Below are 25,372 nucleotides of genomic sequence, written 5' to 3' on the forward strand. Positions count from 1 at the left end.
GCGATTTTTCTCTAGTAGAACCTAGCTATCACAGTCTATTTATGGTAAAATAGTGGGTAATGATGTCTTCGGACAAGTTAAACGAAAAAAGGAAGATAGATTATGACAAAACGTGTAACAATTATTGATGTAAAAGACTACGTTGGTCAAGAAGTGACCATCGGAGCCTGGGTTGCCAACAAATCAGGAAAAGGGAAAATTGCCTTCTTGCAATTGCGTGACGGAACAGCCTTCTTCCAAGGTGTAGCCTTTAAACCAAACTTTGTAGAAAAATTTGGTGAAGAAGTGGGACTTGAGAAGTTTGATGTCATCAAACGCTTGAGTCAAGAAACTTCTGTTTATGTGACAGGAATTGTCAAAGAAGACGAGCGTTCTAAGTTTGGCTATGAGCTCGATATCACAGACATCGAAGTGATCGGTGAATCTCAAGACTACCCAATCACTCCAAAAGAACACGGAACAGACTTCTTGATGGACAACCGTCACTTGTGGCTCCGTTCTCGTAAGCAAGTAGCGGTGATGCAAATCCGTAACGCTATCATCTATGCAACTTATGAGTTTTTCGACAAGAACGGCTTCATGAAGTTTGATAGCCCAATTCTTTCAGGAAATGCGGCAGAGGATTCAACAGAACTCTTTGAAACAGATTACTTCGGAACGCCAGCCTACTTGAGCCAATCAGGTCAGCTTTACCTAGAGGCAGGTGCTATGGCTCTTGGCCGTGTCTTTGACTTTGGTCCAGTATTCCGTGCTGAAAAATCAAAAACGCGCCGTCACTTGACTGAGTTCTGGATGATGGACGCTGAATACTCATACTTGACACACGATGAGTCACTTGACTTGCAAGAAGCGTATGTAAAAGCCCTTCTTCAAGGTGTTCTAGATCGTGCGCCTCAAGCCTTGGAAACCTTGGAACGTGATACAGAGCTCTTGAAACGCTACATTGCAGAGCCATTCAAACGAATCACTTACGATCAAGCCATTGACCTCTTGCAAGAGCATGAAAACGATGAAGATGCTGACTACGAACACCTTGAGCATGGTGATGACTTTGGTTCACCACATGAAACTTGGATCTCAAACCACTTTGGTGTGCCAACATTTGTCATGAACTACCCAGCAGCTATCAAGGCCTTCTACATGAAACCAGTTCCTGGAAATCCAGAGCGCGTGCTTTGTGCAGATTTGCTTGCTCCAGAAGGCTATGGAGAAATCATTGGTGGTTCTATGCGTGAGGAAGACTACGATGCCCTTGTAGCTAAGATGGATGAACTTGGTATGGATCGTACAGAGTATGAATTCTACCTTGACCTTCGTAAATACGGTACTGTACCACACGGTGGATTTGGTATCGGTATTGAACGTATGGTAACCTTCGCAGCTGGAACCAAACATATCCGTGAAGCTATTCCATTCCCACGTATGTTGCATCGTATCAAACCATAAACTAGTAAAAAGAAGATATTTTCATCTTCTTTTTACACTTTTATCTTGCTATCTATCAGTTTTTCTAGTATAATAGTTTATTGTGAGCAAACCTCACTTACCCCTTGCAAAGACTAGGGGTCATTAGACCAAAAGGAGGAACATATCAATGGCTAAATACGAAATTCTTTATATCATTCGTCCAAACATTGAAGAAGAAGCGAAAAACGCTTTGGTAGCACGTTTTGACTCTATCTTGACTGACAACGGTGCAACTGTTGTTGAATCAAAATCATGGGAAAAACGTCGTCTTGCATACGAAATCCAAGATTTCCGTGAAGGACTTTACCACATCGTTAACGTTGAAGCAAACGACGACGCAGCTCTTAAAGAGTTTGACCGTCTTTCAAAAATCAACGCTGACATTCTTCGTCACATGATCGTCAAACTTGACGCGTAAGAAGGTAAATTATGATTAACAATGTTGTACTTGTAGGGCGTATGACACGTGACGCTGAGTTGCGTTATACCCCATCAAATGTAGCAGTTGCGACTTTTACTCTTGCAGTAAACCGTACATTTAAGAGTCAAAATGGCGAACGTGAGGCTGATTTCATCAATGTCGTTATGTGGCGCCAACAGGCTGAAAATCTTGCTAACTGGGCTAAAAAAGGCTCTCTTATCGGGATCACAGGCCGTATCCAGACTCGTAGTTACGATAACCAGCAAGGACAACGTGTCTACGTAACAGAAGTCGTGGCTGAGAATTTCCAAATGTTGGAAAGCCGCGGAGTGCGCGAAGGACATTCAGGTGGAGCTTATTCTGCACCAACTGCTGGTCAATCAGTACCTGCAAACCCAGTACCAGACTTTTCACGTTCTGAAAATCCATTCGGAGCAACCAATCCATTGGACATTTCAGATGATGATTTACCATTCTAATGGACAATTAATACTATAAAGGAGAAAAAACATGGCTCAACAACGTCGTGGCGGATTCAAACGCCGTAAAAAAGTTGATTACATCGCAGCAAACAAAATTGAATATGTTGATTACAAAGATACTGAGCTTCTTAGCCGTTTCGTTTCAGAACGTGGGAAAATCCTTCCACGTCGTGTAACAGGAACTTCAGCTAAAAACCAACGTAAAGTAACAACAGCTATCAAACGCGCACGCGTAATGGCTTTGATGCCTTTCGTAAACGAAGATTAAAAAAGAGGTCCGGGGGACCTCTTTTTCAGACCCTTACGGGTCTTTTTTTCACGAGCATGGAAATGAGAGAGCGAGTTGAGTCTAGTGGCCCTTTTTTTCATGAGCTCGGAAATAAGAAAGCGAGTCAAGACCCCAACAGGTCTTTTTTTCATGAGCTTGGAAATAAGAAAGCGAGTCAAGACCCCAACAGGTCTTTGTTTCACGAGCTTTGAAACGAGAGAGCGAGTTGGGTCCAGTGGCCCTTTTTTTCAGACTTTTCCAGGACTCTGTTAGAATGGAGTCCCTTTTGACCTAGTAAGATTCTTTTGTCTTACTAGGTTTTTTCTTTTAATCTCTATTATCGTGCTATAATAGTGGAAGAAGGCTTTTAAGGAGTACCTTATGGAAACAACATGTCTGATTAGAAAAATGCAAACATCTGATGTTAAAGAACTATCCCAAGGTTTTACCAATCAAGGTTGGCCAAGTAGAGAGGAGATTTTAACTCGATACTTTAAGGAGCAAGAATGTGGGGAGAGAGAAGTCTTAGTTGCAGAGGTTGAGAGTGCTTTAGCGGGTTATATCACAATTTTGCCCTGCGCTAAGCAGGGGCCTTTTGCAGAAATCTATCCAGAACTTTCAGATTTCAATGTCTTTGAGCCCTTTCAAAATCAAGGTATTGGAAATCTCTTGCTGGAAGAAGCAGAAAAACGAGTTAAACTCATATCGGATAAGGTGACCCTTGGTGTTGGGCTCCATTCAGGATATGGACCTGCCCAGAGATTGTACATCAAACGAGGCTATATTCCAGATGGGACGGGTGTTTGGTATCAGAACCATCAACCGGCCATGAATGCGGTGTGTGAAGATATCGGTGACCTTGTTTTATATCTGTCGAAAAATTTGTTTTAAGACAGATTTTATAAGATTTAAATTTTAAATATAGTAAACAATCACAGTCCCTTTTTCATTCGAAAAAGGGATTTTTTTGTTTGAAATTGTTTGATTTATTCCTCAAAGTGGTAAAATATAATTGTTTGAAATATCAAGATAAAAATAAATATCGAAAAAAACATATAAGGTTTAGTTTTTTTAAAAAACGGATTCTTTTGAAAAGTCTTAAAATTTCCTAAAATAAGGCTTTTTAAAGGTTGTAAATAATATTATTACAAAAAGGTTACAAATTGTTAAAATTAAATTAAATGCAATAATATAATTTGGAAAAAATTTGACATATAAATTAATTGACGGTAAAATAATTAAGATAATCAAATTAATTGATTTGCGCAATAATTCGATATAAAAATTAATCTGATGTGTCAAATTTTATTATAGTAGAAGGATAGCATAATGAAGAAACTGAAAGTGATGGTTGTTTTTGGAACACGACCAGAAGCTATTAAAATGGCCCCTTTAGTGTTAGAATTGCAAAAACATAGTGACAGCATTGAGACGATCACAGTTGTGACAGCTCAGCACCGTCAAATGCTTGATCAAGTTCTTGAAACTTTTAGCATCAAGCCACATTATGATCTGGATATTATGGGAAAAAATCAATCCCTTTTAGATATTACTGGAAAAATTTTAGAAAAGTTTGATCCAGTTGTTAAGCAAGAACTTCCAGATATGATTCTTGTTCATGGAGATACAACAACAACTTTTGTAGCAAGTTTAGTTGCTTTCTATAATCAGGTACGTATCGGGCACGTTGAAGCTGGTCTAAGGACATTTGATAAGTATTCTCCTTTCCCAGAAGAAATGAATCGTCAGATGACCGATAACCTAGCGGATCTCTATTTTGCTCCAACTAGTGAGAGTAAAGAAAATCTCCTCAAGGAAAATCACCCTGAGTCTGCTATTGTCATTACGGGAAATACAGCCATTGATGCCTTGAAACTAACCGTTCAATCGGATTACTATCATGATGTTTTAGATCAATTGGATCCAGATAAGAAACTTGTATTGGTAACCATGCACCGTCGTGAGAATCAAGGTCAACCAATGAGAAATGTCTTTACAGCTTTACGTGAGATGGTCGATCTTCATCAGGAAATTGAAGTTGTTTATCCTGTTCACCTTAGCCCTGCTGTGCAAGAAGCAGCAAACGATATCTTAGCTGGTCACGATCGTATTCACTTGATTGAGCCTTTAGATGTACTTGATTTTCATAATTTGGCTTCAAGAAGCTATTTTATCATGACTGACTCTGGAGGTGTTCAGGAAGAGGCGCCTTCTCTCGGCAAACCTGTCCTTGTCCTTCGTGACACGACGGAACGTCCAGAAGGAGTAAGAGCAGGTACTTTGAAGCTAGTTGGTACGGATCCAGTATGTGTGAAACAAGCGATGGCAGCACTCTTAACAGATGAAACTCTTTATAGACAAATGTCTCAGGCACCAAATCCTTATGGAGATGGAAGAGCCTCTGAACGAATCGTACAATCTATTCAACAGTACTTTGGGGCAGCGACTTCTGTATCGGAATTCAAAGGGGGGAAATAAGATAAAATGAAAAATTGGAGTCAATTTAAAAACTGGCTTATGGCTTTGCTTGCTTGTGAGGTCATTCTTTTGGTGCTTTGTTTTTTGTATGCTCGAGCAATCATTTTAGAAGAAATCTTGTTTTTAGCTTTAGCCTTGTTTGCAGTGTTGGTATTATCTGACCTTTTGCTTACTTGGACCCTTATCTTAGCATTTGGTTTTGGACTTATCGTTTTGATTGCGGGTGTGGTTTATATCCCAATCATTCAACTGTTCTTCTTATTGATCAGTTTTCCACTTTTGATTGGGATTCTACTTAAGGTTCGTTATTATTTCTTCAAGGTGGCCTCAAAGGTCCAAGAACAGGAAGACGAAGCTCGAGCAGATTACCAAACTATGGTCACTGAACAAAGTGATGTTATGGTTCAATCTCTATTGATTCATTGGGCACATGAAGATTTGTTCTTCCAGATTAAACCGAAAGAACATAACCAGATGCTCAGTCGCATTCAAGAGGTAATTGCTCAGGAATTGAGTTACAATGATAAGCTCTATTACGTTTCGGATGGTAATTTTCTCGTTCTATCGAGTAGTAGCCAACATTCTTTGAAGGAACTTTACTTTAGTGGTTTGCAGGAGACACTGAGCAGTTTAGTTTTTCATGGAGAAGATGGCAATCAAGGAATTCAGTTTCAAACAGGCTATTTGGTGATTAATTCTGATAATAAAGATAAATACCAAGACTACGCAGATGTTGCCAGTCATCTCAAACGTCAATTAGAGACAGATGTAATTGTAGAATATTAGGAGGGAAACATGACTTTAACCGAACTATTTTTTGGTATTGCTTTGGGACTCAGTCTCGCCTTTGGCATTTGTTTTATCATACTATTTATTGCATACAATATTCTTTACCATCGAGTAAACAAAAATTTTAAGGCGGTGAATCATGATTAGTCAAATGTTAATGATTTTTACCTTGCTTACAATTTGGATTTCTCTGGCATGGGGCTTGGTAATTCTCTTTTCGGCAGTACACTTTTGGTTTAAACACAGTGATTTTCGTGTAGACACTTCGCCGCTACCTTATTATCCGAAGGTCACCATTGTTGTTCCTGCTCATAATGAGGATGTGGTTATTGCCCAAACGGCAAAAGCTATCTTAGATATGAACTATCCTCACGACCGTGTGGAGTTGCTCTTGTTTGCGGATAACTGTTCGGACAACACCTATTCAGAGTGTTTGTCTGTACAAGCCATGCCTGAATATGCAGGAAGAAATCTGACTATTATCGACCGTACTGGTACGGGAGGAAAAGCGGGCGTTCTAAACGATGCTTTGGAGATGGCAACAGGTGAATACATCTGTGTCTATGATGCTGATGCCATGCCTGAAAAAAATGCCCTTTATTTCCTTGTCAAAGAAGTGATGAAGGATCCAGAACTTCATGTGGCATCTTTCGGCCGCAACAAGACTCGAAACGCTAATCAAAATTTCTTGACTCGTTGTATTAACCAGGAAATCGTTGTTACTCAGCGCGTGCACCACGTTGGGATGTGGCATCTCTTTAAAATTGGGCGTATTCCAGGAACCAACTTTATCATTCAAACCGACTTTGTAAAGAGTATCGGTGGTTGGAAAAATGGTGCCTTAACCGAGGATACCGATATTTCCTTCAAAATCATGCAGAGTGGTAAATTGATTGCCCTTGCCTATAATTCAGAGGCTTTCCAACAAGAACCTGAGACCTTAAAGAGTTACTATATGCAACGGAAACGCTGGGCAAAAGGAAATTATGAAGTTGTTCTATCAAACTTTAAGCATTTATTTGGCAGAGCAAACTGGCGTGTCAAACTAGAAGTCTTTAACTATTCATGTGTTTTCTTTTGGTTTAACTTTGCCATTGTCCTATCGGATTTGATTTTCCTAGCGAATGTGCTAGCGATTTGTTTAAATCTTTTCTTCCCAGATGTCAGGGTTCCATTTGCTTTTGATGCGGACAATATCTACATCGCCCAGCTCATGCTCTTCAACTGGATTCTCATGATTGGTCTTTATCTGATGCAAATTATGACAGCATTAGCAAGTCAATTTGGACAAGCGACGACAAAGCAAATCTGGTTGGCTTTGGCTGCCTATTTCACTTATGCACAGATGTTTATCGTTGTTTCCATTGATTCTATTTCTTCAATCGTTCTGGACAAGGTACTCCGACGAAAAGAAACCAAGTGGGTTAAAACCAAGCGATTTGCAGGATAGGAGGTTCTATGAAAACGAATAAATTAAAATATGTATGGTTTGTGCTCATCCTTTCTATCTTTTGTTTAGCCTTGTTTTTAGCAAGAGGAAGGACTAAAATTGAGATGCGTAATCGAATTTACAGCCAATGGAGCCAACAGTTTCTCGTTACAAAAGACGATCAGTCTTATGTTCGTACGACGAGTGATTCGGAGGGAACAACAGTTCTATCTGAAGCCCAAAGTTACGGCATGCTCATAACGGTTTTAGCAGCCCAAAAAGGGCAAGCAAGTCAAGCAGATTATGAGAGTCTTTATCGCTATTATCAAAATCATCGTATTGAGGGAACGCAGTTGATGTCTTGGAAGCAAGTGATCAAAAATGATAGCGAAACGGTCGAGAAACAAAATGCAACTGATGGAGATCTCTATATCGCTTATTCTTTGATTGAAGCTGCCAAGCAGTGGCCAGATAAGGCGCAGGAATACCAAGAGCAAGCTAAAAAAATCTTAGATGATATCCTTAAATACAATTACAATGAAGAGACAGGTGTCCTAACAGTAGGAAACTGGGCAAACAAGGATTCCGATTATTATTACTTGATGCGGACGTCTGATACTCTTCCTCACTATTTCCAGTCTTTCTATGACCTGACTGGAAACAAACAGTGGCTAGATGTTAAGGATAAGATGCTTGGGCAATTGGAGCAAATCAGTTCTCATTCTGATACGGGTCTCTTGCCAGACTTTATCTGGGCTGAGAAGTCAGGGGCGCGTCTTGTTGATGCCAACACTATCGAATCTCAATACGATGGGGCTTATTCTTATAACGCTTGTCGTTTGCCATATCACTTGTCTCAGAGTCAGGATGAAAGAAGCCAAAAACTCGTTCAAAAGATGATGGATTTCTTTATGAAAGAGCAACGCATTTATGCTGGTTATGACTTGAACGGAACGGCCCTCAATCAATACCAGGCAGGTAGTTTTTTGGCACCGATTACCTATGCATCTGACAAGGGAGAAGGCTATCTGAAACTTCTTCAGCAAAATAAATACATTTTCACACAAGATTTACCTTTGGACAACTACTATGATGCAACGATGATTACCATGATTGCTCTAGAGATGTTCTAGGATGAAAAGAGAGGGCTAGTTTTACTAGCTCTCTTTTTGATAGGATTTTCATCTTTTTCCAAAAAAGGAATTTCATCAGCTTTATGGTATAATGGAAGAGTGATGGAAAAGAGGTAGAGAGATGGATGCGAAATTAAAATATAAGGCAAAGAAGATTAAAATCGTCTTTTTTGATATCGATGATACCTTGCGTACGTCAAAGACAGGTTTTATTCCAGCTACAATTCCCACTGTCTTTAAACAGTTGCGTGAAAAAGGAATTTTAACAGGAATTGCCTCTGGTCGTGGCATTTTTGGTGTTGTTCCAGAGATTCGTGAGCTCAAGCCGGACTTTTTTGTAACCCTAAATGGGGCCTATATTGAAGATAAAAAAGGCCAGGTCATTTATCAGCATCAGATTGAGAAGTTAGATGTTGAGGAGTATGTCTCTTGGACCAAGCGAGAGGGAATTGAATATGGCTTGGTTGGCAGTCATGACGCTAAACTCTCCACTCGAACAGAACTGATCAGTGAGGCTATTGATCCCATTTATCCAAACTTGGATGTGGATCCAGACTTCCATGAAAAAGTAGAGATTTATCAGATGTGGACCTTTGAAGATAAAGGAGATGCCTTGCGCTTGCCAGAGTCTTTATCGGATAAACTTCGCATGGTGCGTTGGCATGAACATTCATCTGATATCGTGCCTATTTCAGGTTCAAAAGCCACAGGTGTAGCCAAGGTGGTGGACCATCTAGGCTTGAAACCAGAGAATGTTATGGTCTTTGGGGATGGGCTCAATGACTTGGAACTCTTTGATTATGCTGGAATCAGTATTGCCATGGGAGTTTCCCATGAAAAAATCAAAGAAAAAGCAGATTATATTACAAAAACAGTAGAAGAAGATGGCATTTTTGATGCCTTAGAAAGATTTGGTATGGTAGAAAAAGAATTGCATTTCCCACAAGTAGACATTGAAACAGTAGAAGGTCCGCTAGCGACCATTAAAACAAATCACGGAGACTTGCGTATCAAGCTCTTCCCTGAACATGCTCCTAAAACAGTGGCCAACTTTGTTGCTCTGTCTAAAGATGGTTACTATGATGGTGTCATTTTCCATCGTATTATCAAGGACTTTATGATCCAAGGTGGAGACCCAACTGGTACTGGTATGGGTGGCGAGTCAATCTATGGTGACTCTTTTGAAGATGAATTTTCAGAAGAACTCTACAATATCCGTGGTGCCCTTTCTATGGCCAATGCGGGTCCAAATACCAATGGTAGCCAGTTCTTTATCGTACAAAACCAACATTTGCCGTACTCTAAGAAAGAGATTGCGCGTGGTGGCTGGCCTGAACCAATCGCTGAGATCTATGCAGAACAAGGTGGAACTCCTCACCTTGACCGCCGCCATACTGTTTTCGGGCAGTTGGTAGATGCTGAATCATTTGCGATCTTGGATGCCATTGCAGCTGTTGAGACTGGCGCAATGGACAAACCAGTTGAAGATGTAGTAATTGAAACGATTGAAATTGAGGACTAGAATGAAAATTGGTGATAAGCTAACTGGGCGTATTACAGGAATTCAGCCCTATGGTGCCTTTGTCGAGTTAGAGACAGGGGTGACAGGGCTGATTCACATCTCGGAGATTCGGACGGGATTTATTGAAAATATCTATGACATTTTAAAAATTGGTGATGAAGTCCAAGTTCAGGTGGTGGATTTTGACGAATACACTGGGAAGGCTAGTCTTTCTATCCGTACTCTGGAAGAGGAAAAACATCAATTGCCAAGACGGAGACGTTTTTCAAATGATCGGATCAAGCACGGTTTTGCACCACTTGGGCGAATGATGCCTGTTTGGACGCGTGAGGCACTAGAGCATTTAAAGAAGAAGCCATAAATACGATTATTTAAATCATTTGTAATATTAACATAATCTGTTATAATGAAAGTATGAAAGAAGAACAATTATTAAAACCAGGAGAGCGAATCAACCAGCTCTTTTCGACAGATATCAAGATCATTCAAAATAGAGAGGTGTTTAGCTATTCGGTGGATAGTGTTCTTTTATCGCGCTTTCCTCGCTTCCCTAAACGGGGTTTAATTGTGGACTTTTGTGCTGGAAATGGTGCAGTGGGACTTTTTGCTAGTTCACGTACTCAGGCGCGGATAATATCTGTAGAGATTCAGGAGCGCTTGGCGGATATGGCAGAGCGTTCGGTTCAGTTGAATGGCTTGGAAGAGCAGATGCAGGTCATCTGTGATGATTTGAAAAATATGCCTGCCCACATTCAGGGAAGTAAGGTGGATATGATTTTGTGCAATCCGCCTTATTTTAAGGTGGATCCGCATTCTAATCTGAACGAGAGTGAGCACTACCTTCTGGCCAGACACGAAATTACGACTAACCTAGAAGAAATCTGCCGAAGTGCTCAGAGTATTCTCAAGTCTAATGGTCGTTTGGCCATGGTCCATCGTCCTGATCGGCTCTTGGATATCTTGGACATGCTTCAACGCCACAATTTGGCACCTAAGCGCCTGCAATTTGTCTATCCTAAACGAGAGAAGGAGGCCAATATGCTCTTAATCGAAGCTATCAAGGATGGCTCGACCAGTGGCTTTAAGGTCTTACCACCACTCATTGTTCACAATGATGATGGTTCCTATACACCAGAAATTCAAGAGATTTACTATGGATCATAAAGCCTATATGTATGTGGTGGAGTGCCGCGACGAGTCTTACTATACGGGCTATACAACGGATGTGAAGAGGCGCCTTGCCGTTCATAATAGTGGTAAGGGAGCCAAGTATACCCGAGCTCGCTTGCCAGTCAAACTCATCTATGTAGAGGGTTTTGCCAGTAAGGAAGATGCCATGTCTGCCGAAGCTCTTTTCAAGCGCAAGACACGTATGCAAAAAGAAAATTATTTCAAAGAGAATCAAAATAGAAATTTAGTCGATTCTTTTGACTTGTAATGAGGAGTCCTTTGACTCCTCTTACTTTTGTCAAAAGAGGAAAAAAGTGCTACAATAAGATGAATAAATTTAAAGAGGTATTATCATGTCTAAGATTCTAGTATTTGGTCACCAAAATCCAGACTCAGATGCCATCGGGTCATCTGTAGCCTTTGCCTATCTTGCAAAAGAGGCTTATGGATTGGACACAGAAGCAGTAGCACTTGGAACTCCTAATGAAGAAACAGCCTTCGTTTTGAACTATTTTGGTGTAGAAGCACCGCGTGTTATCACATCTGCTAAAGCAGAAGGTGCAGAACAAGTCATCTTGACTGACCACAATGAATTCCAACAGTCAGTGTCAGATATCGTTGAAGTAGAAGTATACGGTGTTGTGGACCACCACCGTGTTGCTAACTTTGAAACTGCAAGTCCGCTTTACATGCGCTTGGAACCAGTTGGATCAGCTTCATCTATCGTTTACCGCATGTTCAAAGAACATGGTGTAGCAGTTCCTAAAGAAATCGCAGGTTTGATGCTTTCAGGTTTGATTTCAGATACCCTTCTTTTGAAATCACCAACAACTCACCCATCTGATAAAGTCATTGCTCCTGAATTGGCTGAATTGGCTGGTGTCAACTTGGAAGAGTACGGTCTTGCTATGCTGAAAGCTGGTACAAACTTGGCTAGTAAATCTGCTGAAGAATTGATTGACATTGATGCTAAGACTTTTGAACTCAACGGAAATAAGGTTCGTGTTGCTCAGGTTAACACAGTTGATATTGCTGAAGTCTTGGAACGCCAAGCTGAAATCGAAGCAGCAATGCAAGAGGCTAATGCAGCAAACGGCTACTCAGATTTTGTTTTGATGATTACAGACATCGTCAACTCAAACTCAGAAATCCTTGCTCTTGGATCAAACATGGACAAGGTCGAAGCAGCTTTCAACTTCAAACTTGAAAACAACCACGCTTTCCTTCCAGGTGCTGTTTCACGTAAGAAACAAGTGGTGCCTCAGTTGACTGAAAGCTTTAATGGGTAATTCTTAAGGAATATTTGGAACTGTTAATTTGACTATTCATAGAAGGTGATAGCATGATGCGATTGATTGAAGGACTGCGCTTTTTGGTTGAGATTGTCGCAATACTTGGTCTTTTCTCCGTGTCTGTGATACAAATTTCTTGGCAGGAAAAATTCCTATTTTTTCTTCTAGCAGTTCTATTAATCTTATTTTGGGCACGATATATGGCGCCAAAATCTCCACATGCTTTTAAAAAATGGCGTCGCCTCGTTGCTGATACATCGATTTTTATTTTGGTTAGTGGTAGTTTTTGGTATTTGTATGGATTACAAATAGGGATCCTCTACTTAGCCCTGTCTTTTGGAAGTTTGGTGCTACTTTATTATTTTCAGCTAGAGTGATTCTTAGAATATAGTTAATGAATTATTTTAATGGTAATCATTTGACTAGAGATTGACACGAGAAAACGATGTTTTCCTTATAGCTAAAGGGGTTTCGGCTCCTTTTTTTCTAGGAGAGAAAGATGTTAGAAAATGGTGATTTGATTTTTGTGAAGGACCTTTCAGATATGGGGCAAGCCATCCAGGCTTCTACGGGGTACTATAGTCATGTAGCCATCTTTTTGGATGGTTTCATCTACCATGCTAGTGGGCAAGCAGGTGTTATTTGTCAAGAACCTGCTGATTTTTTTGAACCGACTCATCTCTACGATCTTTATGTCTATCCAGAGCTGGAAGTTGACTTGGTAAAGAAGATGGCTTGCCAGCATCTAGGTGCTCCTTATAATAGCTCGTTATATCCAGATGGGTCTGGCTTTTACTGCTCCCAGTATATCGCGGAAATTCTTCCTATTTTTGAGACTATTCCGATGCAATTTGGAGACGGGGAGCAGGAGATTAGTGATTTTTGGAGAGAATACTACAGGAAACTCGAACTTCCTGTGCCTCTCAATCAACCAGGAACCAATCCCAGTCAGTTGGCAGCATCTCCTCTTTTAGAATGTAAAGAAAGGAATCTTCATGATTCAGATTTTTAATCCCTCCCGATTGACTCGACAGCCATTTTTTATAGATTTGGTGGACTATCTGGACCAGCATGACGATGTGATTCTACGAGAAATTAAGGCTCAGTTTCCAGATGTGGCAGTTGATAAACTCATGGAAGAGTATATAAAGGCAGGTTTGATCCTAAGGGAAAACAAACGCTATTCCCTCAATCTCCCTTTTTTAGAATCTACGGATGGTTTATGCCTTGACCAAGAAATTTTTATCAGAGAGGACAGTCCAGTCTATCAAGCCTTACTGGAGAAGACTTTTGAGACAGAATTGCGCAATCAAACCAATGCAGCCATTTTAGTTGAAAAGACCGACTTTGTGCGGACAAAAATGATCCTATCCAACTATTTCTACAAGGTCAAGCACCAATATCCTTTGACGGAAAAACAGCAGGAACTCTATGCCATTTTGGGAGATGTCAATCCTGAGTATGCTCTCAAGTATATGACGACGTTTTTACTCAAGTTCCTCAAAAAGGACCAGCTCATGCAGAAACGGCGTGATATTTTCGTTGAGAGTTTAGTCGTCTTAGGCTATATTGTTCAAAACGAAGAAGGGAAGTATGAGTTGGCTGTTGATTTCGACAAGGAACGCTTGACTTTCTATTTGCCTTAATTGCTTGCTTTTGAGCAGATTATTTGACTTTGCTAAAGAATAAGCATAAACTGAATGTAAGCGATAACGTTTATCGTATTAAAAGCAAAGGAGACAGAACTATGTCACTTGAAAATAAATTGGATCAAGCAACTGGTGCTATCAAAGAAGGATTTGGTAAAGTTACTGGTGATAGCAAGACAGAAGCAGAAGGTACTGTTGAAAAAACAGTTGCCAAAGCAAAAGAAGTTGTTGAAGATGCTAAAGGTGCTGTAGAAGGTGCCGTTGAAGGTCTTAAAAATTCATTTAAGAAAGAAGACTAAAAAAATCAAGGGAATGTTTCCCTTGATTTTTTTATAGATAACATTCTGCGATAGCTGCGTCTCCAGGATAGTCTTCTTTCTTTCCTTGGACGATTTGGTAACAATCAGCTCCCTTACCAGCAATAATCACGGCATCTAGTTCTTGATTTGTGATGGCCATCGCTGCCTTGATGGCTTCTTCACGATTGGCAATCTTTTCAACAGGATGACTGATATAGCTACTGATTTCTTCAGCAATGGCCATTGGATCTTCATAGTTGGGGTCATCCGCGGTGAGAAAGACTTGAATCTCGGGATGCTGATTGAGGAGGAGGCCAAAGTCTTTGCGGCGACTTTCACCCTTGTTTCCAGTCGAACCGAGAACCAGAGCAATCTTTCCAGTTTGATGAGTTTCAACAACAGAAATCAGTTTTTTCAGACTATCACCATTGTGGGCATAGTCGATGAAGACCTTGGCTCCATTTTTCTGAGTGAGAACTTCCATACGTCCAGGAACGCGGGTTGCAGCGATCCCTTTTTTGATGTCCTCTAGACTGGCACCTAGACGAAGACAGGCAAGTCCTGCAGCAACTGCATTTTCTTGGTTAAAGTGGCCGATGAGTTGGATATCATAATCACCAGCGAGTTTACCTGTAGCTGAAAAGCTAAAGGCTTTGGAGTTCTCGATTTGGTTACTTGACTGGCTACCATAGAAGTCATGTTCTTGATCTTCTACTTGTTCTTTCAATACAGAAAAGTGGTCCATGTCGCTATTAATGACAACTGCTCGACTATTTTTCATCAAGAGACGTTTGTGATAGAAGTAGTCTTCAAAGCTAGGATGCTCAATCGGACCGATATGGTCAGGAGTGATGTTAAGAAAGACACCTACATCAAAGGTCAGACCATAGACTCGATGAACAAGATAGGCTTGGCTAGAGACTTCCATTACAAGATGGGTTCTTCCATTCTTAACAGCCTGAGCCATCATGTCGAAAAGATCGATATTTTCTGGTGTTGAGAAGGAAGATTTAAAGAAGGTCTCGCCATCCAGAGTTGTGTTCATAGTTGACAAGAGAGCTGTTGGGTAGCGTTGAGATAGGATGTGGTAAGCAAAGTAAGCTGCTGTTGTCTTTCCTTTTGTCCCTGTGAAAGCGAGAATTTTGAGTTTTTCTTGTGGATTTCCATAAAATTCCATAGCAATCAAACTCATGGCTTTTTTGATATCGTTCACAATGATGACGGGGATACCGACTTCGTAGTCCTTTTCTGCGACATACCAAGCTAATCCTTGCGTTATAGCGGATAGGAGGTATTCTTTTTTAAAGGCAGAACCTTTTGCAAAAAAAAGAGTCCCTTCTTTTACTTTTCGGCTGTCATAACTGATGCTATCAAAAACAACTTCACTGTAGTTGTAGTGGTAATGTCCTTGGTCAATAATCTCGCGAAAAAGGCCATCCTTCTTTAAAATATCTAATACGGTTTCAATCTTAATCATACTTTCTATTATAAACTTCAAGCCCGAATTTTACAAGTAACAAGGAAAAGTTTATAATGGAAGATAAGGAACTTTTCCTAGTTATCAAAATTGAATGAGGAAGCTATGTCTAACGAAAACAATCACCAGCAAGCCCAGATGTTGCGAGGAACTGCTTGGCTAACAGCTAGTAACTTTATTAGTCGCCTCCTTGGTGCTATCTACATTATTCCCTGGTATATCTGGATGGGGACCTATGCTGCCAAGGCAAATGGGCTCTTTACCATGGGCTACAATATTTACGCCTGGTTCTTGCTGATTTCGACAGCGGGTATCCCAGTTGCGGTCGCCAAACAAGTGGCTAAGTACAATACCATGCGAGAAGAAGAGCACAGCTTTGCCTTGATTCGGAGTTTCCTAAGCTTTATGACGGGCTTGGGCTTAGTCTTTGCCTTGGTCTTGTATCTCTTTTCTCCCTGGTTAGCAGATTTGTCAGGTGTGGGGAAAGACCTGATTCCCATCATGCAGAGCTTGGCTTGGGCGGTCTTGATTTTCCCATCTATGAGTGTCATCCGAGGGTTCTTCCAAGGGATGAATAACCTGAAACCCTATGCTATGAGTCAAATCGCCGAGCAGGTGATCCGTGTTATCTGGATGTTGATGGCAACCTTCTTCATTATGAAGATGGGTTCTGGTGACTACCTAGCAGCAGTTACCCAATCGACCTTTGCAGCCTTTGTGGGGATGGTGGCAAGTTTTGCAGTTTTGATCTACTTCCTTGCCCAAGAAGGTTTGCTTAAAAGAGTTTTTGAAACACGGGATAAAATCAATAGTAAGCGACTCTTGGTTGATACAATCAAGGAAGCCATTCCCTTTATCCTGACAGGGTCAGCCATTCAACTCTTCCAGATTTTAGACCAGATGACCTTTATCAATAGTATGAAGTGGTTTACCAACTACAGCAATGAAGACTTGGTTGTCATGTTTTCTTATTTCTCTGCCAATCCGAATAAAATTACTATGATTTTAATCTCTGTAGGGGTTTCGATTGGGAGTGTCGGCTTGCCGCTTTTGACGGAAAACTATGTAAAAGGTGACTTGCCAGCTGCGGCTCGCCTAGTCCAAGATAGCCTCACCATGCTCTTCTTATTTCTACTACCGGCAACGGTTGGAGTGGTCATGGTAGGGGAGCCTCTTTATACAGTCTTTTACGGTAAGCCAGATAGTCTGGCCATGGGCTTGTTTGTCTTTGCAGTTTTGCAGTCTACTATCCTAGGCTTGTATATGGTCTTGTCTCCTATGCTTCAGGCCATGTTCCGAAACCGCAAGGCAGTTCTATACTTTATCTATGGTTCCATTGCTAAGATTGTCTTGCAATTGCCAACCATTGCTATTTTCCATAGCTATGGTCCCTTGATTTCAACGACTATCGGCTTGATTATTCCGAATGTCTTGATGTACCGAGACATCTGCCAGGTAACGGGTGCTCGTCGAAAGATAATCTTGAAACGAACTATCTTGATTACTATCTTGACCCTTGTCATGTTTATCCTAGTTGGCTTCTTGCAGTGGCTGCTCGGTTTTGTCTTCCAACCAAGTGGACGTTTCTGGAGTTTCCTTTATGTGGCTCTCATCGGAGGTCTTGGAGGAGGTCTGTATGGTTTGATGAGCCTACGGACACGACTCTTAGACAAGATAATTGGCAAAGCTCAAGCAGACCGACTACGTATACGATTGAAAATATCGTAAAAAGATTTATAAATAAAAGTAATGAATTTAACCTTTCTTTAACAGAAAGGTTTTTATACTACATTTTTCTTAAAAAAAGAGAACTTTTTCTAAAATCAAGAGCAAAAAATATGCTTTTTTAAGTTTTTCTTCAGAAATCGCTTGACTAAATAAAACTAAAGCTGTATAATAAGACAAAACTTTTAAACAGGAGGTTCTGGAAATGAAAAAGTCTAAGGCCAAGTATCTGACACTTGCAAGTGTCGTGTTAAGCGCTGGTATCTTACTGAGCGCATGTGGAAATTCAAGTAGCGCTTCTAAAACATATAACTATGTTTATTCGAGCGATCCATCTAGTTTGAACTATCTTGCAGAAAACCGTGCAACAACTACCGACATCGTGACCAATTTGGTGGATGGGTTGATGGAAAATGACCAATACGGTAACTATGTTCCATCATTGGCAGAGGATTGGACTGTTTCTCAGGACGGTTTGACCTATACTTACAAATTGCGTAAGGATGCAAAATGGTATACTTATGAGGGTGAAGAATACGCCCCTGTAACGGCCCAAGACTTTGTGACAGGTTTGAAATATGCTGCTGATAAAAAATCCGAAGCCTTGTACTTGGTTCAAGACTCTGTAGCAGGTTTGGATGACTATATCAACGGTAAAACAACTGACTTTTCAACTGTCGGTGTTAAGGCGATTGACGACCAAACAGTTCAGTATACTTTGACACGTCCAGAACCTTATTGGAATTCTAAAACAACTTCAACCATTCTCTTCCCTGTCAATGCAGACTTCCTAAAATCAAAAGGGGATGATTTTGGTAAGGTAGATCCTTCTAGTATTTTGTATAGTGGACCTTTCTTGATGAAATCGTTTGTTTCAAAATCTGTTATCGAATACAAGAAAAATCCAAATTACTGGGATGCTAAAAATGTCTTTGTGGACGATGTGAAATTGACTTACTATGATGGTAGTGACCAAGATGCCCTAGCTCGTAACTTCGTAGAAGGAGTATACAGCTACGCGCTTCTCTATCCAAATAGCTCAAGCTTTGAAGGCATTAAAGAGAAGAACAAGGATAACATCATCTATAGTATGCAAAACGCAACTTCTTATTACTTGAACTTCAACTTGGACAGAAAATCTTATAACTTCACGTCTAAATCCTCAGATATCGAAAAGAAATCAACCCAAGAAGCAGTTCTGAATAAAAACTTCCGTCAAGCCTTCAACTATGCTTATAACCGTACAGCCTATGGAGCACAATCTCAAGGGGAAGAAGGAGCAACGAAGATTATTCGTAACTTGGTTGTACCTCCTACATTTGTAAGCATCAACGGAAAAGACTTTGGCGATGTTGTTTCAGAAAAGATGGTCAACTATGGCCAAGAATGGCAAGGAATCAACTTTGCAGATGCGCAAGATCCATACTACAATCCTGACAAGGCTAAAGCTAAATTTGCAGAAGCTAAGAAAGAATTGGAAGCTAAGGGTGTGCAATTCCCAATCCACTTGGATGTATCTGTAGACCAATCAGCTAAAAAAGGTGTACTTGAAGCAAGCTCTTTGAAACAATCCATCGAATCTGTTCTAGGAGCTGAGAATGTGGTTATCGATATCCAACAGCTATCAACAGATGACTTTGACAACTCTAGCTACCTAGCTCAAACTGCAGCTCAAAAAGACTTTGATATCTATAATGGCGGTTGGAGTGCGGACTACTTGGATCCATCAAGTTATCTTGATATCTTAAATGTCAATAACGGTGGTATGTTGCAAAACATTGGTCTAGAACCAGGTGAGGTCAATGACAAGGCTAAGGCAGTTGGTCTGGATACTTACACTCAAATGTTAGAAGAAGCGAACAAGGAGCAAGAACCAGCAAAACGTTATGAAAAATATGCTGAAATTCAAGCTTGGCTCGTTGATAGCGCCCTTGCAATTCCAAACGTTTCCCAGGGTGGAACACCGACCTTGAGAAAGACAGTTCCATTCTCATCACCATTCTCACAAGCTGGAAATAAAGGTGTCGAATCATACAAGTATCTCAAGTTACAAGATAAGACTGTAACGGCTGATGAGTATGAAAAAGCTAAAGAAAAATGGCTAAAAGAAAAAGAAGAATCAAATAAAAAAGCCCAAGAAGAACTGGCAAAACACGTTAAATAACCAGTCTATTCAACAGGAAAAACGATAGTTTCTCAAGGAACTATCGTTTTTATATAGTTTGAAACTATAACTAGCTCTTGAAAACAAGAAAATGAGTTAGTGAAAATAAGTGGTACAATAGTTACTATAGATTTGGAGGTATTGTATGAGCAAAGAACTACACATCAACACAATTTTGGCCCAGGCGGGAATCAAGTCAGATGAGGCTACAGGTGCCTTGGTGACGCCGCTTCATTTTTCAACCACTTATCAGCATCCAGAGTTTGGCCAGTCTACTGGATTTGACTATACTCGGACTAAAAACCCAACTCGCAGTAAGGCTGAGGAGGTCTTGGCGGCTATTGAGTCAGCAGACTATGCCCTAGCGACGAGCTCAGGAATGGCTGCGATTGTACTGGCCTTTAGTGTCTTTCCTGTAGGAAGTAAAGTCCTGGCAGTGCGAGACCTTTATGGTGGTTCTTTCCGTTGGTTCAACCAAGTGGAACAGGAAGGTCGTTTCCATTTTACCTATGCCAATACAGAAGAAGAGTTGATTGCTGAGTTAGAGAAAGATGTGGATGTTCTCTATATTGAAACACCGACCAATCCCTTGATGTTGGAATTTGATATTGCCAAACTAGCCAAACTAGCTCATGCCAAGGGTGCCAAGGTAGTGGTGGACAATACCTTCTACAGTCCGATTTACCAACGTCCGATTGAAGATGGTGCGGATATCGTTCTTCATTCAGCCACCAAGTATCTAGCAGGGCACAATGATGTCTTGGCTGGGGTAGTTGTGACTAATAGTTTAGAACTATATGAGCAACTGTTCTACAATTTGAATACGACTGGTGCGGTCTTGTCACCATTTGATAGTTATCAGTTGATTCGTGGTCTTAAAACTCTACCTCTTCGTATGGAACGTTCTACAGCCAATGCCCAAGAAGTGGTTGCTTTTTTGAAGGATTCACCTGCTGTCAAGGAAGTGCTCTATACAGGACGTGGAGGCATGATTTCCTTTAAAGTAGTGAATGAAAAGCGTATTCCTCATATTTTAAATAGCTTGAAGGTCTTCTCTTTTGCGGAAAGTTTGGGTGGGGTGGAGAGTCTGATCACCTATCCGACAACTCAAACCCATGCGGATATTCCAGCAGAAGTGCGCCATTCCTATGGCTTAACAGATGACCTCCTGCGTTTATCCATTGGGATTGAAGATGCTAGAGATTTGATTGCGGACTTGCGCCAAGCTTTGGAAGGATAAGATAGATATGGGAAAATATGATTTTACAAGCCTGCCCAATCGTTTTGGGCACCATACCTATAAATGGAAAGAAGCGGAAGCTGATCGAGAAGTTCTACCAGCCTGGATAGCAGATATGGACTTTGTGGTTTTGCCTGAGGTTCGACAAGCTGTACAAGCCTACGCAGATCAGTTGGTCTATGGCTATACTTATGCTAGTGATGATTTGATTCAGTCGGTTCAGGACTGGGAAGCCAGTCAACACGGCTATCGCTTTGACAAGGATGCCCTCGTCTTTATAGAGGGAGTGGTACCAGCTATTTCAACAGCTATTCAAGCCTTTACAAAAGAAGGAGAGGCTGTTCTGATTAACACACCGGTCTATCCACCTTTTGCACGCAGTGTCAAACTCAACAATCGCAGATTGATTACCAATTCTTTGGTGGAAAAGGACGGGCTGTTTGAGATTGACTTTGACCAGTTGGAGAAGGAATTGGTGGGAGAGGATGTCAAACTCTATATCCTTTGCAATCCTCACAATCCTGGTGGACGTGTTTGGGAAAAGGAAGTGTTAGAAAAGATTGGGTATCTCTGCCAAAAACATGGTGTTTTGTTGATTTCAGATGAGATTCACCAAGATTTGGCCCTCTTTGGTCATAAACACCAGTCTTTTAACACCATTGATCCCGCCTTTAAAGACTTTGCCCTTATCTTGAGTAGTGCCACTAAAACATTTAATATTGCTGGGACCAAGAATTCCTATACAGTTATTGAAAATCCAAAGCTTCGTGTGGCTTTCCAAAAACGCCAGTTGGCCAATAACCAACATGAAATCTCAGGCTTGGGGTATTTGGCGACAGAAGCTGCCTACCGTTATGGTAAGGACTGGTTAGGAGACTTAAAAGAAGTCATCGAGGACCACATTAACTATGTAGTGGATTTTTTGGGCAACGAAACCAAGATTAAGGTCATGAAACCGCAAGGTACCTACTTGATCTGGCTTGATTTTTCAGCCTATGACCTAACGGATGACCGCTTGCAAGAGCTTTTGAAGAATGAAGCCAAGGTTATCTTGAATCGAGGTTTGGACTTTGGAGAGGAGGGAACTCTTCATGCCCGCCTCAATGTGGCTATGCCGAAGTCCGTACTGGAAGAGGTTTGCCAACGCATCGTGACCACTTTTGCTACACTTTAAAAATCGAGCCTTCTAGGAGGAAAGTCTTCCTAGAAGGCTATTTTCGTAGGGGAAAATGTGGTATAATAAAAAGATAAGATAAAGGGGTAACTATGGCTAAATTGATTCCGGGAAAGTTGCGCATGGAGGGGGTTACACTCTATGAAACAGGCAACATTGAGATTATCAAGGAAAAAGGGAATCGCCTCTATACTCGTGTGGCGGGAGAAGACTTGCGCTACAGTTTAGAGGATGATCTGGTTTTTTGTGCTTGCGATTTTTTCCAAAAAAGAGGTTACTGTGTTCACCTCGCAGCGCTCGAGCATTATCTGAAGAATGATGAAGAAGGCCAGGTGATTTTACGAGCCTTAGAAAAAGGACATGAAGAGCAAGAAGAGGTCGAAACCAAGGTTAGTTTTGGTGGTAGTTTTTTGGAGCGGATCCAACCTCAGAAGCGAGAAAAAATCTACACTTTGTCGTCTCAAGGCCAGGTAGAAGCTGGAACCAATCGCCTCCTTTGGACTCTCCGAATCGGTTTAGTTGATAGTCAAAAATATTATGTCATTCGTGACATCCCTCTCTTTTTGAAGGTCTTAGTCCATCGAAAGCCATATATGATTGGGAAGCACTATGAAAATGACTTGTCTTGGGATGCTTTTGATACAGCTAGTCAAGAAGTTCTTACTTTTTTATGTGGCTTAATTGAGGAGGGACTGAGTCAAGACCTCTTTTTCCCCAATCAAGGTCGTCACCTCTTTTTCCCTCTGACCTTTTTTGAGCAGGGAGTGGAGTTGCTGATGAACTTGGAAGATTTTCATTTCGAACATCAGATTACTAGTTATGAAAATCTTCTCTTTCATGATTTAGATCCAGATGCAGAGATTTTCTCTTTTTCCGTGCAGGAGTATCCCGATTATTTTGAGATGGAAATTTCTGAGACTGACCGAGTTAACGTATTCTATGGGGGAGCGGTTCTCTTTCGTAAGGGGAATCTTTATCTCTTAAATCCTAAACAAATCAGCCTCCTAAAGGAAATAAAGGATCTCCCTCAGGAGGAAAGAGGGAGAAAATGCCTCCAGTTTGACAACAGTGATCGTGATCGTCTGGCCGCCTGTCTTCCTTTATTTGGACAGCTGGGTATAGTTTCTGCTCCTGAGCGCTTGCAAATCAGACCCTTTTCACCAATCTTTTACTTTGATAGGGAGGATGACGGCAGCATCCGTTTGGATATCCAATTTGACTATGGAGATGTTAAGGTGACTAGTCGTCAACAGCTGGAACAATTACCTTTTTCAAGTGATGCTGTCTTGGAAAACCAACTATTTCAAGTCTGTTTAGGGGCTGGTTTTGAGGCTGATTTTCAGTCTTGGAGACAGGCTTTGAAGCCAGAGGCAGTTTATTCTTTCTTTCACCGTACGATTCCAGCTTTTGAGAAGTTGGGTCAGGTTTTCTTGTCTGATGAGATGAATCAGCTCTACAGTGTCCAAGCTCCTCAGGTTCAGATTGAGTCCAAGGGAGGACTGTTGGAGATTCAGTTTGATTTCCAAGGGATTGCCCAAGAAGAGATTGATCAAGCTCTTAAAGCCCTGACCAGCAATCAGGATTTCTATATCAGTTCTTCTGACCAAGTGTACTTTTTTGATGAGGAAACCAAGCAGATTCGTCAAAATTTGCAGGAACTGGGGGTTGAGCTAAAAGATGGTTCTTTTCAGGCTCGGAAATCCCTAGCTTACAGTTTGTCTCAGTTGTTTGAAGGTCGAGACAGGATCTCCTTCTCGGAAGAATTTCAGCATTTAGCTCATGATTTGACCCATCCAGAGGACTTTCCTTTGGGAGATATACGGGTGCAGGCGAGTTTGAGAGACTATCAGGAAAAGGGAGTTCGTTGGCTCCAGATGCTTTATCACTATGGCTTTGGTGGCATTTTGGCAGATGATATGGGACTGGGAAAAACATTGCAAACTATCGCTTTTTTGACTAGTCAGGTGACAGAAGGTAGTCGGGTCTTGATTTTGGCTCCGTCAGGTTTGATCTACAATTGGGCAGATGAATTTAGGAAATTTGCCCCACAGTTGGATTTGGCTGTCGTTCATGGTTTGAAAGCGAATCGAGAAGCGATTCTTTCTGAAAATCACCAAATCTATGTGACTAGCTATGCCACCTTTCGTCAAGACAGCGAACTTTATCAAGAGATGGCTTTTGATTTTCTCTTTTTAGATGAAGCCCAGGTCATGAAAAATGCACAGACTAAGATTGCTCAGAGTTTGCGCCAGTTTGTGGTGCCGGCGGTCTTTGCTTTGTCAGGTACGCCTATCGAAAACCATTTGGGAGAGTTGTGGTCTATCTTTCAAATTGTGCTTCCGGGGCTCTTACCTAACAAGAAGGAGTTTATGAAATTACCGGCTGACCGGGTCGCGCAGTTTATCAAGCCCTTCGTCATGAGGCGTAAGAAAGAAGAAGTCCTTACAGAACTGCCTGACCTGATCGAAGTCGTCTATAAAAATGAACTGGAAGATCAGCAGAAGGCCATCTATCTCGCCCAGTTGCAACAGATGCGAGACCGACTAGCCCAAGTGACAGATCAAGAATTCCAGAGAAGTCGGGTAGAAATCTTATCCGGTCTCATGCGTTTGCGTCAGATCTGCGATACGCCAGCTCTCTTTATGGACGATTACCAAGGAGCTAGTGGTAAATTGGATAGTCTCCGAGATTTATTGCTACAAGTGGCTGCTGGTGGGCATCGGGTCTTGATTTTCTCCCAGTTCAAAGGAATGTTGGAAAGAATCGAGCAAGAACTCCCAGACTTGGGCTTGACTTCTTTCAAAATCACAGGCTCAACTCCTGCTCAAGACAGACAAGAGATGACCAAGGCCTTTAATCAGGGAGAAAGAGACGCCTTTCTCATCTCCCTTAAGGCGGGTGGTGTTGGTCTCAATCTAACGGGAGCTGATACGGTTATTTTGGTTGACCTCTGGTGGAATCCCGCTGTCGAAGCCCAGGCTATCGGACGAGCCCATCGCATGGGGCAGGAGCAGATGGTCGAGGTCTATCGTTTGATTACTAAGGGAACCATTGAAGAAAAAATCCAGGAACTTCAAGAACAAAAGAAACATTTGGTTTCCCAAGTTTTAGATGGTACGGAGTCGCGTGCGAGTCTCAGTCTGGCAGAAATTCGTGAAATTTTGGGAATTTCTGAAGCCAGCACTTGAAAAAT

24 protein-coding genes are annotated in these 25,372 nt (G+C 41.3%); 23 read left to right on the plus strand and 1 reads right to left on the minus strand.

The genetic code is table 11. The annotated features are described in order from the left end of the window. Positions 1-102 precede the first annotated feature (102 nt). The 18 genes from asnS to O3652_RS06535 all read left to right on the plus strand — a co-directional run bounded on the left by asnS (position 103) and on the right by O3652_RS06535 (position 14,399). Positions 103-1,446 (plus strand): asparagine--tRNA ligase, encoded by a 1,344-nt coding sequence (gene asnS / locus O3652_RS06450; protein ID WP_000167160.1) that lies wholly within the window; start codon positions 103-105, stop codon positions 1,444-1,446. Between the two features lie 148 nt (positions 1,447-1,594). Then, positions 1,595-1,885: a 30S ribosomal protein S6 gene (gene rpsF / locus O3652_RS06455; RefSeq protein WP_001151782.1), complete on the plus strand. Its 291-nt coding sequence runs from the start codon at positions 1,595-1,597 to the stop codon at positions 1,883-1,885. 11 nt (positions 1,886-1,896) lie between these two features. Next, positions 1,897-2,367 carry a single-stranded DNA-binding protein SsbA gene (gene ssbA, locus O3652_RS06460; protein ID WP_125413044.1) on the plus strand — a complete coding sequence of 157 codons (471 nt, stop codon included), beginning with the start codon at positions 1,897-1,899 and terminating at the stop codon, positions 2,365-2,367. A 31-nt stretch (positions 2,368-2,398) separates the two neighbouring features. Continuing rightward, entirely contained in the window at positions 2,399-2,638 is a 240-nt protein-coding gene (rpsR, locus tag O3652_RS06465) for a 30S ribosomal protein S18 (RefSeq protein ID WP_000068664.1), read from the plus strand. A 381-nt stretch (positions 2,639-3,019) separates the two neighbouring features. Further along, the gene (locus O3652_RS06470; protein ID WP_125413045.1) at positions 3,020-3,529 is read left to right on the plus strand and encodes a GNAT family N-acetyltransferase; all 510 of its coding nucleotides are present in this window, start codon (positions 3,020-3,022) and stop codon (positions 3,527-3,529) included. A 438-nt stretch (positions 3,530-3,967) separates the two neighbouring features. Then, positions 3,968-5,116 (plus strand): non-hydrolyzing UDP-N-acetylglucosamine 2-epimerase, encoded by a 1,149-nt coding sequence (wecB, locus tag O3652_RS06475; RefSeq protein WP_125413046.1) that lies wholly within the window; start codon positions 3,968-3,970, stop codon positions 5,114-5,116. A 6-nt stretch (positions 5,117-5,122) separates the two neighbouring features. Then, the gene (locus O3652_RS06480; RefSeq protein ID WP_125413047.1) at positions 5,123-5,902 is read left to right on the plus strand and encodes a hypothetical protein; all 780 of its coding nucleotides are present in this window, start codon (positions 5,123-5,125) and stop codon (positions 5,900-5,902) included. 142 nt (positions 5,903-6,044) lie between these two features. Then, entirely contained in the window at positions 6,045-7,355 is a 1,311-nt protein-coding gene (locus tag O3652_RS06485) for a glycosyltransferase (RefSeq protein ID WP_125413048.1), read from the plus strand. A gap of 8 nt (positions 7,356-7,363) precedes the next feature. Next, entirely contained in the window at positions 7,364-8,467 is a 1,104-nt protein-coding gene (locus O3652_RS06490; RefSeq protein WP_125413049.1) for a glycosyl hydrolase family 8, read from the plus strand. A gap of 121 nt (positions 8,468-8,588) precedes the next feature. Further along, a complete protein-coding gene (locus O3652_RS06495) occupies positions 8,589-9,989 on the plus strand; it encodes a bifunctional Cof-type HAD-IIB family hydrolase/peptidylprolyl isomerase (RefSeq protein ID WP_125413050.1) in 1,401 nt (466 codons plus the stop codon). Between the two features lies 1 nt (position 9,990). Continuing rightward, positions 9,991-10,350, plus strand: coding sequence for a S1 RNA-binding domain-containing protein (locus O3652_RS06500; RefSeq protein ID WP_000689619.1), 360 nt, complete (start codon positions 9,991-9,993; stop codon positions 10,348-10,350). 53 nt (positions 10,351-10,403) lie between these two features. Then, positions 10,404-11,153: a tRNA1(Val) (adenine(37)-N6)-methyltransferase gene (locus tag O3652_RS06505; RefSeq protein ID WP_125413051.1), complete on the plus strand. Its 750-nt coding sequence runs from the start codon at positions 10,404-10,406 to the stop codon at positions 11,151-11,153. Further along, positions 11,143-11,427: a GIY-YIG nuclease family protein gene (locus O3652_RS06510; RefSeq protein WP_125413052.1), complete on the plus strand. Its 285-nt coding sequence runs from the start codon at positions 11,143-11,145 to the stop codon at positions 11,425-11,427. Before O3652_RS06505 ends, O3652_RS06510 begins: the two co-directional genes overlap by 11 nt. 85 nt (positions 11,428-11,512) lie before the next feature. Then, complete coding sequence (locus O3652_RS06515; RefSeq protein ID WP_125413053.1) at positions 11,513-12,448, plus strand: manganese-dependent inorganic pyrophosphatase; 936 nt, start codon at positions 11,513-11,515, stop codon at positions 12,446-12,448. Positions 12,449-12,501: 53 nt separating this feature from the next. Further along, a complete protein-coding gene (locus O3652_RS06520; RefSeq protein ID WP_070568543.1) occupies positions 12,502-12,828 on the plus strand; it encodes a DUF2568 domain-containing protein in 327 nt (108 codons plus the stop codon). A 122-nt stretch (positions 12,829-12,950) separates the two neighbouring features. Then, positions 12,951-13,463, plus strand: coding sequence for a YiiX/YebB-like N1pC/P60 family cysteine hydrolase (locus tag O3652_RS06525; protein ID WP_070568545.1), 513 nt, complete (start codon positions 12,951-12,953; stop codon positions 13,461-13,463). Beyond that, complete coding sequence (locus O3652_RS06530; protein ID WP_070568548.1) at positions 13,447-14,097, plus strand: DUF1803 domain-containing protein; 651 nt, start codon at positions 13,447-13,449, stop codon at positions 14,095-14,097. Before O3652_RS06525 ends, O3652_RS06530 begins: the two co-directional genes overlap by 17 nt. Positions 14,098-14,198: 101 nt before the next feature. Continuing rightward, positions 14,199-14,399: a CsbD family protein gene (locus O3652_RS06535; protein ID WP_000051179.1), complete on the plus strand. Its 201-nt coding sequence runs from the start codon at positions 14,199-14,201 to the stop codon at positions 14,397-14,399. Between the two features lie 31 nt (positions 14,400-14,430). Here O3652_RS06535 and O3652_RS06540 read toward each other — a convergent pair whose 3' ends face one another. Beyond that, a complete protein-coding gene (locus O3652_RS06540) occupies positions 14,431-15,876 on the minus strand; it encodes a UDP-N-acetylmuramoyl-L-alanyl-D-glutamate--L-lysine ligase (protein WP_125413054.1) in 1,446 nt (481 codons plus the stop codon). 105 nt (positions 15,877-15,981) lie between these two features. Here O3652_RS06540 and O3652_RS06545 point away from each other — a divergent pair, with 105 nt between their 5' ends. The 5 genes from O3652_RS06545 to O3652_RS06565 all read left to right on the plus strand — a co-directional run bounded on the left by O3652_RS06545 (position 15,982) and on the right by O3652_RS06565 (position 25,367). Then, on the plus strand, positions 15,982-17,604 hold the full coding sequence (locus O3652_RS06545; RefSeq protein ID WP_125413055.1) for a polysaccharide biosynthesis protein: 1,623 nt from the start codon (positions 15,982-15,984) through the stop codon (positions 17,602-17,604). Positions 17,605-17,806: 202 nt separating this feature from the next. Then, positions 17,807-19,765, plus strand: a complete 1,959-nt coding sequence (locus O3652_RS06550) for a peptide ABC transporter substrate-binding protein (RefSeq protein WP_125413056.1) — start codon at positions 17,807-17,809, stop codon at positions 19,763-19,765. Between the two features lie 145 nt (positions 19,766-19,910). Next, a complete protein-coding gene (locus O3652_RS06555; protein ID WP_070683874.1) occupies positions 19,911-21,005 on the plus strand; it encodes a cystathionine gamma-synthase in 1,095 nt (364 codons plus the stop codon). Between the two features lie 7 nt (positions 21,006-21,012). Then, positions 21,013-22,179: a MalY/PatB family protein gene (locus O3652_RS06560; RefSeq protein ID WP_070568562.1), complete on the plus strand. Its 1,167-nt coding sequence runs from the start codon at positions 21,013-21,015 to the stop codon at positions 22,177-22,179. A gap of 92 nt (positions 22,180-22,271) precedes the next feature. Then, positions 22,272-25,367, plus strand: a complete 3,096-nt coding sequence (locus tag O3652_RS06565; protein ID WP_125413057.1) for a DEAD/DEAH box helicase — start codon at positions 22,272-22,274, stop codon at positions 25,365-25,367. The last annotated feature ends 5 nt before the right edge of the window (positions 25,368-25,372 follow it).

Origin of the sequence: Streptococcus sp. 27098_8_23, assembly GCF_041432195.1 — a bacterium.
Taxonomy (GTDB): Bacteria; Bacillota; Bacilli; order Lactobacillales; family Streptococcaceae; genus Streptococcus.